Genomic DNA, 15,375 nt, shown 5'->3' with positions numbered 1-15,375 from the left:
TGGCGTGTGCTTGGAGGCGGGCTGCGTCGATCGACCGATTACTTGCGTCCCGACACGAACGTGAGAAGGAGCGCGACCACGGCGATCGCGCTGACCGGGCCGACGACGAAACCGTTCAGGAATTTCGCCGAGCTCACGCCGACGAGCACCACACCCGTCGCGAGGCTCGCGAGGAAGACGAACAGCCACCAGCCCGACGCGTTGGCGCGGGTGGGCGGCACGCGCTTGCCGACGAGCATGTTCGCGTAGGCGCCGCGCGCGAACAGGAACGCGATGAAGAGCACGAGCAGGATCGCGCCGCCGACCAGCAGATCGCGTGAGGACAGATCCGCGTTGATGACCGTCGTGTGGCTGGATACTTCGGTCGTGCCTGAAACCGAGCTGACGCTGGTGGTGGTCGTGGTCGTGCCCGGCTCGCTCGCTGCGGCGGTCTGCGGCGCGGGCAATGCGAAGCCGGGATTGTCCTTACGATCTTGTGCCACGTTGAATCTCCTGAGCCTCGAATGGGCGATGTTTGAAAAGAAAGGCGTTAAAGCACCGCGAGCGTGTGACCGCTGGCGATATTGGAGGGGATAGGCTTACCCAGCTTGCGCGCGATGGTCCCGATGACCTTCCCGTGCTCGTCCTTGATCTCGACGCTGGCGAAGGGCTTGAGCATCACGTTGCGGCGGCTCTGATCGACGAGGATCGAATAGCGCGCGCTTTTCCCGAATGCGAAAGCGAGGCCCGCCGCCGCGCCCACGAGCGCGAGAACCCCGAGGAGCGCGGCCACGACCGGCAGCAGCGGATACTGGATGCGCAGCAAGACCGGCACGATGGCGAGCGACGTGTGAACGCTCTTCGGCGCGAGGAAGATCTCGGAGATGGGGTCGCCGGGAAAATCCTTGCGCAGTTGCGCGGCGAAATCGTCCGACAGCGCGAGCTGCTGTCCGCTCAGGCTGAGACTGACGGACATCGGCACGACGACGCGCTTGCCCATCGCGGCGAGCGCCTGTGCCGACCAAGGCGACGGCACCTTCTCGACGGGCAACTGGAACCGCACTTCCACGACCTGCCGCTCGCCGGGCGCGAGATTCGCGACCGTTGCCGGCGACACCTGCACATCCGTGCGCTGGCCGTCGCGCTCGAGCGTGGCGTGCACCTGCGCTTGCTGAATGACGTAGGGATAGAAGAGGTTCTCGAGCGACGCCCGCAGCACGAAAGTCGGAACGACGCTCTTCGCATCGATATCGAGGACCAACGTTTTGCGGTCGTCGCCGAGGCTCGGGCGCACGTCCGGCATGTCCTTCACACTCTCGGGAACGAGCCGCAGGCCGTCGACATCGAGCGGCTTGAGCCGTGCCGGCGGGCGCGTGAGCACGCGCGACAGCCGGCCATCGCCGAGAATGCGGTCGAGCGCGGCGCCGGCGGGCTCACCGTAGGCGAGGGCGTAGACCATCAAGCCCTGCGCCGAATAGAGCTTGCCCTTCACCGGCATGCTCAGCGGAAACACGACGGTCTTCGTGATCGACGGATCGAGGTGAACGAGCCGGTAGAAATCGCGGTTGCGTTCGGCCGTGGCGGGATCGTTACCCGGGCTGTTCCGGTTGTTCGTGAAGATCCAGACGATGCCGGGCGTCGACCTGAACGGACCGATGATGGTCTTCGTCACCGCCTCGCGGAAGTCCGTGTCGGCGAGCGCCGGGCCGGACGCCTTGCGCGCCACGTCGAGCTGGCTCAAGGGCAGGGACGCCGCGCCTGTCTGCCGGCTCAGGAGTTTCGGCGAGACGTTGCCTGCGGTGTTCTGGTTGAACGCCAGCAGAAACACCGGATCGTCCTTGTCGGTGACCGCCTGCGCGACGGCCGCGACCAGGGGCTTGAGCCTCGATTGCGGATCGGCGTAGAACGGCTCCATCCATCCCGAGTTCTGCACGAGAAAGGCCTGCTGGATGCCCGCCGCGCCGGCGCTGCCCGCGCATGCGAAACACAGCATGGCGAGGCACGTTCGGATCAGGTGCTTCATGCGAGACTCCAGCCTTCGATGCGACGCATTTCCGGGTGCCAGGCCCATAGCCTGTTTTCGTGGACGAAGAGGCGGACGCGCCACGGCTCCGACAGGCTCAGCGTGTGAAAGGCGATTTCGTTGTCGTGGCCGTCGAGCCAGAGCGCGCCAGTGAGCCGGTCCTTCGAGCGAAGCACATCCGCTATGCCGGCGCCGCTCTTCGCGTGCAGGCGCAGGCCCACGACGCAGGCGCCTTTGTGAGATTCGAGAAGCGGCACGATGAAGTCGTCCGTCGAACTGTCGTCGCCGTGCTCGGGCTCTTCCCAGGGCGGTCTCGTCGATTTGGTCGAGAAGCGGAAGTTGATGCGGCCCGAGCAGGTGCGCGGAGCCGACACTTCCTGACACTCGAAGCGGGAGGAATCGATGCGGACGTAGACGTATATCTCCTGCGCCGCGTCGAAGCAGAGCTGCCACAGTTCTCCCGTGCCGGACAGGTAGGCGCTGCCGAAGCCGAATTCCGGTCTGATCCGGACGGGCCATGCCGAGAAAGACGCCTTGAAGTCTCCGCTGGCCAGCTTCTGCAGGCGCAGCACGCCGTTCGCGCACGGCCACAGGACGTTGCGTGCATTGGAGACCGGCAAGCCGATCTCGCCCGTATCCGCCGGCTCGTCGAGCGATGCGCCCGCGACGGCTTTGCCTTCTCCGTCGATGCCGATGAACGCGATGGCGCCGGCGCTATCCGTGGTCACCGCCCAGACGAGGTGTTCCAGCGCGATGGGCGAACCGGTCACCGGCGCGCCGCCTGCATACGAGAATTCGTACGTGAGCGCCGCTACGTCGAGACGCAGCGTGCAGAGCCCGGAGTCGGTCGGCACGTGGACGAGCGTGCTTCCCTGTTCGGCCGATCGCGCGAACTCGGCGCGCCAGGCCGCCGAGTCGATGCGGCATAGATCGACGGAGGTCTTCCCGGGTCCGCGCATGGGCATCCATTCGTTCGATGCCGGCAGATGCGCGTGCAGCCTGCCTTGCGCGGCATCGAATGCGACCAGCGCCGGCGCGCGCGTGCCGAAGCAGCCGGACAGAAAGTGATAGTCGCCTGCGGGCGGCAAGGGCATCGTCGCATCGGACGCGTCCTCCGCGCCGCGCGATCGGGCTTTGGCCAGATTCAGCGCGCTCGACGTCTGACGCAGGCCGCGAGCGTCGGTGACCGCCGATGTGTCGAAGAGCGCCTCGCCGAACGGCGGGAGCCATGTCGAGGCCGACGTGTCCGTCGCGACCGACAGCGGCTTGCCCGTCATCGGGGAATAGCGAAACTCGGGCGGATATCGCGTATCGCGGTGATCGCTTTCGACCGACATCCGAAAGAGCAGCGCGATATCGGTTGAAGCGAGTTCCGATGCTCGTTTGCCGCCCAGTGGAGTGTCGACGAGCGTGTAGCCCTGGTCGGACGTCTCCCAGACGCCCGAAGGCAAACTCCACGTGTTGTTTGTGCTCTGCATTCTCTTTCGCCTCTCGCGCCAGAGGGAAAGAAACGCTGCCGCTGGCATCTTGCGATCCGCGAACTGCCGCTACCCCTCGTGACATGGCCCAACTCTTGTTCTTTGTTCGAATGCCACTACTGCCACCTTTTTTCCTGCTGATGGCCGACATGCATGATGCGAACGCTTAAAAGCGTTATCGGCATCGGATGAGGAATCTTTAGGTTGATTCGGGGAGGAAGAGGACGAGCCGAGCGATGAATTCGCGGCGGGGCAGGCGTGATATGAACGCTGCCGAGGAGGTCATTCAATTATCGTATTGATAAGTATCGTGAATGGAAAGATCATTTTCGAGCCGGCTCGCCCACAGCGCCAGAACGCCGGCGTGGTCCTCACGTTCCGTTGCCATGTCCACCGCCCGCTTCCTGCCCGACGACTCCGGCCATGATGCGCCAGCGCTCGCTTTCCAGAACGGTCCGGGCGTCGATGCGTCCGAACAGGTCCAGGAGCGGTGCGACGAGACCCGTCCAGCCCGTCTGATGACTGGCGCCAAGCCCCGCGCCGTTGTCGCCGTGAAAGTACTCGTAGAACAGGATCAGGTCGCGCCAGTGCGGATCATCCTGGAACTTGCGGGTGCCGCCGTAGACGGGGCGTCTGCCATCCTCGCCGCGCAGAAACGTACCCGTCAGCCTACGGACGATCTCCTGCGCCACCTCGAAGAGCGTCATGTGCGTGCCGGACCCGGTCGGGCATTGAACCTTGAACTCGTCACCGAAGAAGCCGTAGAGATTCATCAGCGCCCTGACGATCAAAAGGTTCACCGGCATCCAGACCGGGCCGCGCCAGTTCGAGTTTCCACCGAACATACCGGTATTCGATTCGGCGGGCAGATACCGCACCTCGTAATCGAGGCCGCCGACATTGAGCACGTACGGATGGTCCAGATGATAGCGAGAGAGCGAACGAATGCCGTGCGGCCCAAGGAACTCATTCTCGTCGAGCAGATATCCGAGGACGCGCTCGAGCTTCCGCCTGTTCAGGATCGACAATAGCCTCCTTTCCTTATAGCCGATGAAGCCGGCATCGGTCGGCGCCACGTGGGCGAGCAGTTCGGGGTAGCGGCTTCGAAACTGCGCGATCAGTTCCAGCAGCTTCGGACAGCGCGAGACGTAATCGGCTTCGAAAACGGTCGACGCACACAGCGGCAGCAAGCCCACCATCGACCTCACCTTCAGGCGCATGGTCCGGCCATCGGGAAGCCGCAGCAGATCGTAGAAAAATCCGTCCTGCTCGTCCCACATCTCGTCGTTATGGTCGCCAAGCCGGTCCATCGCGTAGGCGATCCACATGAAGTGCTGCACGAACTTGAAGGCGATCTCCTCGTACAGCGGGTCATACTCGGTCAGGATGATCGCCATCTCCAGCATGCTCTGGCAATAGAACGCCATCCACGCGGTTCCGTCGGCCTGTTCGAGTGTTCCGCCCGTCGGAAGCTGCGCGCTGCGGTCGAACACGCCGATGTTGTCCAGCCCGAGAAAGCCGCCGGCGAATGCGTTGCGGCCCGAAGGGTCCTTGCGGTTCACCCACCAGTTGAAGTTGAGCATCAAGCCCTGAAACGAGCGTTCGAGAAAGCGCGGATCGGCGCGTCCCAGCGCTTTTTCGTACTTGTAGAGCCAGAGCGTGGCGGCGGCATGAACCGGCGGATTCACGTCGCTGAAGTTCCATTCGTAGGCGGGTATCTGGCCGCTCGGATGGACATACAGAATGCGCAGCATCAGAAGCAACTGCTCCTTGGCGAAATCGAAATCGACGAGCGCCAGGGAGATCGTATGGAAGGCCAGGTCCCAGGCCGCGTACCACGGATACTCCCACTTGTCCGGCATCGAGATCACGTCGGCATTCAGCATGTGAAACCACTCGGTGTTGCGCACATCGCGCCGGGCGGATTCGAGCAATGGATGACTCCGGTGCTCGCGCAGCCAACGCTCGAGATCGAAGTAGTAGTACTGCTTGCCCCACAACATGCCGGCCAAAGCCTGGCGATGCACCCGGCGCTTGTCTTCGCTCAGCGACTTCGGCGTCACGTGCTCGTAGAACGCGTCCGCATCGGCAATGCGGTCATTGAAGGTGTTCTCGAAGTTATCGAAGGGACTGTCCAACTTCGCTGAGCTAAGGCGTAGCCGGATGGTCGCGCTACCTTCGCCGGATACTTCGCACACGTAGCGCGCCGCGGCCTTCGTTCCCGACCCGGCCGGATTGACAGCATCGCGCTGCCCGGAGATGACATACGCGTGGAAGGCGTCTTTCACGTAGGGCGACGCGTTCGGTTGATTCCACAGACGCTGCGCGTTGCTTTCGTTCTCGGTGAAGAGCAGTTCGGTGGCGGCGTCGCAATAGAGCCAGTACTCGCCGAGATCATGATGCGTCGCACGAACGACGCCTGAACGCTCTTCGCATAGCGATGGCCTGCGATCGTCGTGGCCCCACGACCACGTATTGCGAAACCATATCGTTGGCAGGACCTGTAGCCGCGCGTCTTGCCGCGCGCGGTTGTGCACCGAAATGCGCACGAAGATATCTTCGGGGCCTGCCTTCGCGTATTCGACGAAGACATCGAAATACCGGTCGTCTTCAAAGGCGCCGGTATCGAGCAGTTCATACTCGAGTTCGTCTCGCGATCGCTTCCGGTTGGTCTCGACCAGATCGCGGTACGGATATTCGCGCTGCGGATACTTGTACAGATACTTCATGTACGAATGCGTGGGTGTGCTGTCGAGATAGAAGTAATACTCCTTCACGTCCTCGCCATGATTGCCCTCGCTATTCGTCAAGCCGAAGAGACGCTCCTTCAGAATCGCGTCGCGCCCGTTCCATAACGCGAGCGCGAAGCACAACTGCTGCCGGTCGTCGCACAAGCCGCCGAGGCCGTCTTCTCCCCATCTGTAGGCGCGCGAGCGGGAATGATCATGGGGGAAGTAGTTCCAGGCGTCGCCGTTGTCGCTGTAGTCCTCGCGGACCGTCCCCCACTGGCGTTCGCTGAGGTACGGCCCCCACTTCTTCCACGGCACCTGCGCAACGCGCGCATCGTTCAGGCGTTTTTCTTCTGCCGTATCGACGATCACAGGGCCCATGCTTTCCTCCGTGGCGGCGCGCCTGCCTGCGGCGAGACGAAAGCGCGGTTCTGCATCTTCAATAGCGCGTCAATGGCCAATGACCGCGAGCGCTTCGTGCATTGGCGACATCGATACGGTCACCATCCCGTCGAGCGGCGTATTCATTTCCAGAATCAGGAAGATTGCGATGGACGTGCACAGCGCGCCCAGGAACAACGCGATGGTGACCGTCGCATTCGCCGGCGTGAACACGCCAAACGCGCCAAAGATAATGCACAGCCAAATCACGAGCGTGATCAACAGCGCGGTAGGAGTCGAGCCCGCCGCCTGCAACAGGCCCAGTTCGCGCACGGCCAGTGCCTCGTCGGTCAGCTCGATCGCGCGCGCCTGTAAGCGCCGCTGCTTGTCGTTTTGCGGCGAGAGCTCCTCGATCCTGCGCTCCAGATCTTCCGCGCGTTCGAGTGCCTCGGGTTTGCGCAGCCTTGCCTGCTGTGCCGGGTCGCCTGACGCCACCTCCTGAACCGCCACGCTGACGATCTGTTTCAGCGTGCCGCGGATCTCCTGGGTCTGCGGCCCGTATTGCGCGAGCATGCGATCGAGCAGGATGATATTGACGGCATCGCGCGTCACGCTGGCATTCACCGTATCGAATGAGCTTTTCGCCGACGAAATCAGCAGCCCGAGCACCAGCGCGGCCATCGTGGCAATCAGGCCCGTCGCGAGCTTGACTACACCGATCGAGTCGTCGTCGAGATGGTGCGCCGGCAGCAGGGTGCGCAGATACAAACCCAGAAGTGCGCTACAAAAGACACAGACGAATATGATCAGGGCGACGATCAGATGGTTCATTGTTCGATCCTCCGTCGCTTCGTAGCGGCGGCGCCGCACCTGACGTGCTGCGCGTGTCGATCGCATCTGCGCGCGATGCCCGGTTTCGCAGGCAGCCCCGTTTCGATGAGAATCGATCGAGCACCGGCCTGGAACCGGTGCTCGCGCGATGACAGGCAGATCCGGACCCGGTCCGCATTTCGCCTGCTATCGAGGCCTCACGAACTGCGAGACAGACTTCGATACCGAGTCGCACCAGTCGTCCATGATCGGTTTGACCGACTCGAATGTAATCACCGGCATATTCGATGAGACGCGCTGCAAACGCTCGCCGGTATGCGTGCGCACGACCTTGGACAACACGTCCCCGGACAGGCTGTCCGTGGCAAGTGCCTCGACCAGCAACTTCGCCTGCTGCGGCGCGCCCGCGACGGTATTGACCGCCATCGTTGCGACAAAGGCCATGGGTACGACCTGATAGGGCTTGAGGCCTTCCGCCGTGCTGGCGACCCCGGTTATGGCCACCTGTAGCTTGACCACGCCTGGGCCGGGTGTTTCCACGACGCGCGTTCTCGACGCTATCGCCTGTCTCAGGCAGGTCGTGCCGTAGCCCCTTATCTGATCGATGGTCGCCTGACTGAGCTGATCGCTCGGTTCGGCTTTCGGGTACATCGTGATTGGCTCGACCATGACAGCGCTGTAGTTCGCGGGACTGAGCTTTGGATTGACGTACCGCAGGAACGTCTCCCCGTTGGGATCCTGGGTCTGCTGAAGGTTCGAGTAGTCTTTAAGGAAGCCTGAGTACTCGGATTGCGTGGGCGTATTGTTACTCGCACATCCCGCAACGAGCGTTACTGCGGCCGCAACCGCCGCGGCGCGAATCGTCTTACGCATAATGTCCTCCCTCGATTATTCGCTACATAGTTAAGTCGGCATTGACCCGCTCCTCTACACGCAATCGGGTCAGATGTAAGTTGCCGCTTCGGACTTCAATGCTGCGTAAGGTTTTCCGAAAGGTTACAACTCGCAGGTGGCTGCTCATTGACCCAAGTCAATATGTAACCAATAAAGTTTGGATTCCTCAATCCAAATTCACTACGTAACTACACACTGAATTCGCGAGGCGAGATTCGCAATCAGCGATCGAACCAGCGATATTGCAGCGCGAAGGAAATTTCCTTGTAATTGCCGCCCGCGCGCGTCACGAATCCGTTTGACAGCGCAAGCTTGGCGGCCCAGTTGCGGGCGAAGGGCGCAGCGAAGGTCAGTCCGTAGCGTATGTTGGACTGCCGGTCCTTATCGGGGCCGCCGTTCACACTGGTGCTGCCGCCGGCGGCGTAGCCGATGTCCGCGGCGATCCAGCGCCCCTGGCTGAATCCATAGCCGCCATGCAACTGGAGCGTCAGAAGTGGATTCTGACTACGCGTGTTGCCACGGAAGAAGCTGTTGTTGGTGGTAAAGAACCAGGTGCCGGCGGTGGCCTCGAAGAACCAGTTTCCCACGGGCTGCGAGATACCGATCTCCGGCTTGAACGCCCAGCGGTTGGCACCTATGTTGACGAGCCGCGACGGAACGTATTGCCCGGTGGGCGCGGACATCGTCAGGCTGAGACCGAACGAGCCCGAGGGAGCGTGACCCGCGAATTCCTCTGGAGACATCGCCCGGTTGCCGATCAGACTGACTGCGAAGCGCAGGCGCAGATCCCCCATGCCGGCCCGGTGAACCTCGGTCGGAGCGTCTATCACGTCGCCGCTGAGGTTGCCGCTCGTGTACGGAATCAGGAACGCTATCGATGCAGTGTGGCCCGCAAGCCCGAACGTGTGCTCATAACCGGCTGAGAAGGCGTTGATCCGGGCCTGAACATTGGTGACGGGCAACGACGGGTCGGTCAGAACGCTGCCGGTCAGATACGTGTACCCGACGACGATGAAGTTGGTGCCGACCGGCGACGCCGAATAGGTTCGTGGCTCCAGTTCCTGTCCGGATACCGGAGTTGCCGATGACAGAAGTCTCACGGCAATGAAGAGGCATGGCGCGCAACTGGGGGTGAGACGGCTCATTGTCAGTTGCCTCGATCGGTAGCGCGCCGCGCGTAACGAAGGCCATCGTACCGTGGAAGATGGGATCGCTGATGCGACGACTTGTAGGAGGCTACGGTAAAAGACCTGTTCTGAGAGCGCGAAGGGGGTATCTGCGAATTTTGCGCGTTGCTGGCACGATTCCGGTCACGCTGCTAGATTACCCGTGCAGCAGAATCGTTGATCGAGAGACTACGATGACTGACAAACACGCTTCCCCGCGTTCGCCCCTTCCTGCGCTCTTTATCATCGCGGCCATCGTCGCCGCGCTGGTCGCGGCGTTCGCCTACACGGCAGGCTGGCTCACGCCGCATCGCCTCACGCCGGCGAAGATCGTCGGCAGTCTCGCGCCGCCTGGCGGCGCGGTGCCCGGCTTCAGGCGAAATCATGCGAAAGGCATCTGCTTCACCGGCGACTTCGAATCCAACGGCTCGGGCGCGGCGCTCTCGAAAGCCGTGATGTTCCGGCCCGGCACCTATCCCGTCACGGGACGCTTCAACCTCGCGACGCCGGATCCGAAAGCATCGGATGCGATGGCGCGCGTGCGCGGCCTCAGCCTGCGCGTCGTGATGCCCGACGCCAGCGAGTGGCGCTCCGCGATGATCGATGCCCCGTTCTTCCCGGTCGCGACCCCGCAAGCCTTCTTCGAACTGCAACGGGCGCTCGCGAACAAGAACGATCCCGAGTCCATGCAGAAATTCGCGGCGGCGCACCCGGAGATCAGCGCGTTCGGTGCATGGGCGGGCAGCGCGCCATGGACGGGCTCATATGCCGAAGAGCGCTATAACAGCCTCAACAGCTTCATCTTCACGAATGCGGAAGGACAAGCTCAAACGGTGCGCTGGTCCTTCGTTCCGGCTGCGAAGGTCGAGAGCCTGTCACCCGATGAACTGAAGCAGAAGGGCGCGAACTTTCTCGATGCGGAGATCACCGAGCGCGTGCTGCGCGCGCCGCAACGCTGGGCGATGGTCGTCACGGTCGCGAATCCCGGCGATCCCACCGCCGACCCGAGCAAGGCCTGGCCCGAAGACCGCCACACGGTCGAAGTGGGCACGCTCGTCGTCAGGGCGATCGAACCCGAGCCGGATGGGCCATGCCGCGATCTCAACTTCGACCCTACGATTCTCCCATCGGGCATGCGTGTTTCCGACGATCCGTTCCCCGCCGCGCGCTCGGCTGCTTACTCCGTCTCGTTCAATCGGCGCAGCGCCGAGGACAAGGACTATCCGCACACGCCCGCGCAAGGAGCCACGCGATGAACGAGATCAACGCGCGGTTCTCGCCGCTGCAACGCGCCCTGCACTGGATCATGGCGATATGCATTCTCGCGATGCTGTTCATCGGTGTCGGCATGGTGTCGACGGTGAGGCCGGATTACCTCACGCTCGTATCGATACACAAGCCGCTCGGCGTCGCGATACTCGTACTCGCGCTGATTCGTCTCGCGGTGAGGATCACGCGCGGCGCGCCGCCGCTGCCCGCGAACATGCCCGAGCCGATGAAGCTCGCCGCGTACCTGTCGCACTATGCGTTCTATGCGCTGATGATCGCGCTGCCGTTGCTCGGCTATGGCATGTTGTCCGCGGCGGATTATCCAATCGTCCTGCTGGGCGTGCGCGTGCCTTCGCTGTTGCCGCATAGCAATTCGCTGCACACGATGCTCTGGAATGCGCATCGGTTTCTCGCGTTGTGTTTCTTCGCGTTGATCGTCGTGCATCTCGCGGCGGCGTTGTTTCATGCGCTCGTGCGGCGCGACGGCGTCTTTCACGCGATGGCGCCGTGGAAGTAGGCGTGTCGAGTCAAGGGCGCCGCTGCTGCACGACTTGCGCGAGCGCCCGCACGCCCGGCTCGATCAACTCCGCGCGTATCGCTGAAAAGCCCATGCGAAAGCACCGCTGACCATCGGCGGGATCGGCGAAGAACACGCTGCCGGGCTCGATCAGCACACCGAGCGCCTGCGCATCTTTCGCGAGGCGCGTCGCGTCGAGCCACGGCGGCCCTTCGACCCAGCACGACGCGCCGCCCGTCACCTTCGATGCGCGCAACTCCGGCAGATGCTTGCCGAGCGCGTCCATCAGCACTTCGGCGCGTTCCTTGTAGACGCGCCCGAGCTTGCGCAACAGCGTATCGTGGTGACCGAGCGCGAGAAAGGTGGCGAACGCCCGCTGAATGTACGCGGCCGGATGCCGGATCATCAGGCGGCGCAGCGCGCGCAATTCGCGTATCAGCGTGCGCGGCGCGACAACATAGCCGAGCCGCAGACCGGGCGCGAGCGTCTTCGACAACGAGCCGATATACACGACGCGCTCCGCCGTATCGAGGCTCTTCAATGCCGGATGCGGCGTGCCGGAGAACGAGTTCTCGCTTTCGTAGTCGTCTTCGATGACGATGAAATCATGCTTCACCGAAAGATCGAGCAGCCTGCGCCGCCGCTCGATCGGCATTGTCACGGTCGTGGGGCATTGATGGCTCGGCGTCACGTACACATAGTCGCACGGCGCGATCACGCTTTCATCGTCGATGACCGCGCCTTCTTCATCCACATCGAGCGGCACGATCTGCGCGTTGTGATGCTGGAAAATATTGCGCGCATCGGGATAGCCCGGGTTCTCCATGCCGACTTTCGTTTGTGTTCCGCACAGCAGATCGCCGATCAGATAGAGCGCCTGCTGACAACCGTTCGTCACGACGATCTCTTCGGGCATCGCGAACACGCCGCGGCGCGGCAGCACGCGCGTGCGAATCTGCTCGACGAGCGTCTCGTCATCACGTTCGATCAGGTCGGGCGCCCAGTTGCGGATTTCCATCACCGAGAGGCCGTGCATGCAGCTCTCGCGCCAGTCGCTCGTGGGAAAGAGCTCGGTATCGAACTGGCCGTAGATGAACGGATACTCATAGCTCTGCCAGTTAGACGGCTTGACGATGTTGCGTTGATTCGACGGCGCATGCCGGATTCGCGCGGCCCAGTCGGGATGCCCTTGTTGCGTCGGAATGGCGGGCGCGTCGGCTACGCCCGTCGCGGTGAAGCCGCGCTGCAGTTCGTCCGTCGCCGGATTCACGAAATGACCGCTGCGCTCGCGCGACACGAGATAGCCTTCCTCGACGAGTTGCTGATACGCGAGCACGACCGTATTGCGCGACACGTTGAGCTGATCGGCGAGCTCGCGGCTCGAGGGCAACGCGGAATCGGGCGCGATATGGCCGCTCAGGATCGCATTGACGATCATCTGGCGGATCTGGTTCTGCAAGCTCATCCCCGAGACCCGCGAGCGCTCGAAGAGCTGCGCCCAAAGCGTGGCGGTTGGGCGGGTCGGCATGCATGTCTCCTGTCATGGTTCTGGTGATTGTTCGATCTTACGTGCGGCTCGCTGCGTGCGCCAGTTGAAAAAAACTGTGCGATCGTGGCCGGTTTGGTGAAGGCACGCAACCCGGCCGGGTTGTAATAATTTTGCGGAATTGGGGATATCGCGGCGTTGACCGGAAAGCCCGAGGGGATAATCGCGATCTCGCATGCCGACGAGCGCCTGTTGTCGAACAGGAGTGAATTGAGAAGGATAACGAACGCATGCGTATCGGATTGCGACCCTTCCTCAATAAGCCCCCGAAATGCCCAAAATCCTTATTCTCAGCGTCAGCGCGGGCGCCGGTCACGTGCGCGCCGCAGAAGCCCTGTGTGCTTATGCGAAAACTCATCGGGCAGGCATCGAGGCCGTGCATCTCGATGTCATGGACTTCGTTCCCGCGAGCTTCAAGGCGCTCTATGCGGAGTTCTATATCAAGCTGGTTGCGCGTCAGCCCGCGCTCTGGAGTTACCTCTACCAGAAGACCGACAACGTTTCGCCGCGATCCTTTGGCGAGCGGATCCGGCGCGCCGTCGAGCGGCTGAACTGCCGGGCGCTGATGGCGGAAATCGGGCGGCATCGCGCCGATGCCATCATCTGCACGCACTTCCTGCCGGCCGAGTTGCTGTCACGCGAGCGGCGCATCGGTAACGTTCGCACGCCGGTCTGGGTTCAGGTCACGGACTTCGATCTTCATCGCATGTGGGTCGTGCCGGGCATGGAAGGCTATTTCGCCGCGAACGACGAGGTCGCATGGCGCATGGTCAACCGGGGCATTCCGACAACATCGGTTCACGTCGGCGGCATCCCCGTGATGCCCGCCTTCAGCGAGCGTTTCGACCGCGCCGCGTGCGCTCTCGAGCATGGCCTCGATCCCGCGCGGACGACGTTCCTCATGATGTCGGGCGGCGCGGGTCTCGGCGAACTCGACGCGCTCGCGGCCCGCCTGCTCCGAATGGACGGCGATTTTCAACTGATCGCCCTGGCGGGGCGAAACGAAGCGATGCTCGCGGCGCTGCATAAGCTGGGCGAGGCGCATCCGGGCCGCATGGTTGCGTCGGGATTCACGCCGAATGTGGAGCGCCTGATGGCCTGCTCCGATGTCGTCATCACGAAGCCTGGCGGGCTGACCACGTCTGAGTGTCTCGCGATGCAGTTGCCGATGATCGTCACCTCGCCGATTCCCGGCCAGGAGGAGCGCAACGCCGATTACCTGCTGGAACAAGGCGTCGCGCTGAAGGCTGTCGATCCGGTGGCGCTCGAATACCGGGTCCGCGCGTTGCTGGACGAACCGGCCCGACTGGAGGCAATGCGCGGCAGAATTGCAGCGCTCGCGCGTCCATACGCGGGACGGTTCGTACTCGACACGGTGCTCGACGCGCTCGACAACCCGGCCACGAGGGCGGCGGCATGAGCGCGCGCGTTCTTGTTCCGGGTGGGCGCACGGTGGCGCTCGTCGCGTGGGTCGTCCTGCTGGGTTTCTTCTTCGCCAACGTCGAGATTCAGATCGAGGGCAGCGCGGGCTGGGCCGCGAATCTGCCCACATGGCGCATCGAGCACCACTGGCTGCTCGACATCTTCTGGGGCGGCAGACCCATGACGGGATACCACGCATGGGTATTTCCCTTCGTCGCGCTGTTCTTTCATCTGCCCGCGATTTTTTTCGGCCGATGGTCGTGGCGTATCGAGGCGCGCATCATCGCTTGCATCATGACGTTCTGGCTCGTCGAGGACTTCCTCTGGTTTGTTCTCAATCCAGCGTACGGCATCGCGCGCTTCGATCCCGTTCACGTGCCGTGGCATATCCACTGGATCGGATTCGCACCCACCGATTACTGGACCATGAGCGCGGTTGCGCTCGTGCTGTTCGCCATATCGCGTGAGGGCGCATCGGGGTCAAGGCGATCGTCGCATGAGTAAGCCGTTCAATGTGCTCTTCTACGGCGCGGGGTTCGCGGTCGTGGCGTATGCCGTTGCGTCGAATGTGGTGAGTGCGCCGCGCGCGTCGCAGACCACGGACACGTCCACAGCGGTGAGGGTCACGCGCTCGCTCAACTGGGCGGAACCGATGATGTACACGGGCGTTGACAATCTGCATCGCATCACGCCGTCGCTCTATCGCAGCGCGCAAATCTCGGCGAACGACCTCCCGCAGTTGCGCGCGTTGGGCATTCGCAAGATCGTCAGCTTCCGCTCGTTTCATTCGGATGAGGACGTGCTCGCGGGAAGCGGCATCGTGCTGGAGCGCATTCGTATCAATACATGGAACATCCGGGACGAAGACATGATCGCCGCGCTCAAGGCGCTGCGCGATATCAATCGCGATGGTCCCGTGCTCATCCACTGCCAGCATGGCGCAGATCGAACGGGACTCGTGTCGGCGCTGTACCGCGTCGTGTATCAGGGATGGACGAAGCAGCAGGCCGAAGATGAGCTATTGCATGGCGGTTATGGCTTTCATCCCGTCTGGGCGAACATCAAAAGCTATCTCGAACGAGTGGATATCGAATGGCTGAGACGGCAGGTCGGCGTCGCGGCGGTTCATGCGTGAGGCGA

General features: G+C 62.7%; 13 protein-coding genes. 5 read left to right on the top strand and 8 right to left on the bottom strand.

Going from position 1 to position 15,375, the window contains the following annotated elements:
• Nucleotides 1-38: 38 nt before the first annotated feature.
• The 7 genes from AC1Z32_RS35160 to AC1Z32_RS35130 form a co-directional block, all read right to left on the bottom strand.
• Nucleotides 39-482, bottom strand: a complete 444-nt coding sequence (locus AC1Z32_RS35160; protein ID WP_483483477.1) for a hypothetical protein — start codon at nt 480-482, stop codon at nt 39-41.
• A 47-nt stretch (nt 483-529) separates the two neighbouring features.
• On the bottom strand, nt 530-2,002 hold the full coding sequence (locus tag AC1Z32_RS35155; protein WP_483483476.1) for a hypothetical protein: 1,473 nt from the start codon (nt 2,000-2,002) through the stop codon (nt 530-532).
• The gene (locus tag AC1Z32_RS35150; protein ID WP_483483475.1) at nt 1,999-3,480 is read right to left on the bottom strand and encodes a hypothetical protein; all 1,482 of its coding nucleotides are present in this window, start codon (nt 3,478-3,480) and stop codon (nt 1,999-2,001) included. Before AC1Z32_RS35150 ends, AC1Z32_RS35155 begins: the two co-directional genes overlap by 4 nt.
• A 371-nt stretch (nt 3,481-3,851) precedes the next feature.
• Entirely contained in the window at nt 3,852-6,590 is a 2,739-nt protein-coding gene (locus tag AC1Z32_RS35145; RefSeq protein WP_483483474.1) for an MGH1-like glycoside hydrolase domain-containing protein, read from the bottom strand.
• A 69-nt stretch (nt 6,591-6,659) separates the two neighbouring features.
• A complete protein-coding gene (locus tag AC1Z32_RS35140; protein WP_483483473.1) occupies nt 6,660-7,421 on the bottom strand; it encodes a bZIP transcription factor in 762 nt (253 codons plus the stop codon).
• Nucleotides 7,422-7,607: 186 nt separating this feature from the next.
• On the bottom strand, nt 7,608-8,294 hold the full coding sequence (locus AC1Z32_RS35135) for a DUF3313 domain-containing protein (protein WP_483483472.1): 687 nt from the start codon (nt 8,292-8,294) through the stop codon (nt 7,608-7,610).
• 242 nt (nt 8,295-8,536) lie between these two features.
• The gene (locus AC1Z32_RS35130; protein WP_483483471.1) at nt 8,537-9,460 is read right to left on the bottom strand and encodes a transporter; all 924 of its coding nucleotides are present in this window, start codon (nt 9,458-9,460) and stop codon (nt 8,537-8,539) included.
• 215 nt (nt 9,461-9,675) lie between these two features.
• Here AC1Z32_RS35130 and AC1Z32_RS35125 point away from each other — a divergent pair, with 215 nt between their 5' ends.
• Both AC1Z32_RS35125 and AC1Z32_RS35120 read left to right on the top strand, forming a co-directional pair.
• On the top strand, nt 9,676-10,737 hold the full coding sequence (locus AC1Z32_RS35125; RefSeq protein ID WP_483483470.1) for a catalase family peroxidase: 1,062 nt from the start codon (nt 9,676-9,678) through the stop codon (nt 10,735-10,737).
• Nucleotides 10,734-11,267 carry a cytochrome b gene (locus AC1Z32_RS35120; protein WP_483483469.1) on the top strand — a complete coding sequence of 178 codons (534 nt, stop codon included), beginning with the start codon at nt 10,734-10,736 and terminating at the stop codon, nt 11,265-11,267. Before AC1Z32_RS35125 ends, AC1Z32_RS35120 begins: the two co-directional genes overlap by 4 nt.
• 10 nt (nt 11,268-11,277) lie before the next feature.
• On the opposite strand, the gene pdxR is transcribed toward AC1Z32_RS35120, so the two are convergent.
• Complete coding sequence (gene pdxR / locus AC1Z32_RS35115; protein WP_483483468.1) at nt 11,278-12,795, bottom strand: MocR-like pyridoxine biosynthesis transcription factor PdxR; 1,518 nt, start codon at nt 12,793-12,795, stop codon at nt 11,278-11,280.
• Nucleotides 12,796-13,084: 289 nt separating this feature from the next.
• Here pdxR and AC1Z32_RS35110 point away from each other — a divergent pair, with 289 nt between their 5' ends.
• The 3 genes from AC1Z32_RS35110 to AC1Z32_RS35100 are packed head-to-tail and all read left to right on the top strand — an operon-like array spanning nt 13,085 to nt 15,370.
• Nucleotides 13,085-14,233, top strand: a complete 1,149-nt coding sequence (locus tag AC1Z32_RS35110) for an MGDG synthase family glycosyltransferase (RefSeq protein WP_483483467.1) — start codon at nt 13,085-13,087, stop codon at nt 14,231-14,233.
• A complete protein-coding gene (locus AC1Z32_RS35105) occupies nt 14,230-14,739 on the top strand; it encodes a hypothetical protein (RefSeq protein WP_483483466.1) in 510 nt (169 codons plus the stop codon). Before AC1Z32_RS35110 ends, AC1Z32_RS35105 begins: the two co-directional genes overlap by 4 nt.
• On the top strand, nt 14,732-15,370 hold the full coding sequence (locus AC1Z32_RS35100) for a dual specificity protein phosphatase family protein (RefSeq protein WP_483483465.1): 639 nt from the start codon (nt 14,732-14,734) through the stop codon (nt 15,368-15,370). Before AC1Z32_RS35105 ends, AC1Z32_RS35100 begins: the two co-directional genes overlap by 8 nt.
• Nucleotides 15,371-15,375: the final 5 nt, after the last annotated feature.

Source organism: Caballeronia sp. 11_S32, from assembly GCF_056930355.1.
Note: the sequence above shows the minus strand (reverse complement) of the source record. Positions and strands in the feature narration are given on the sequence as shown.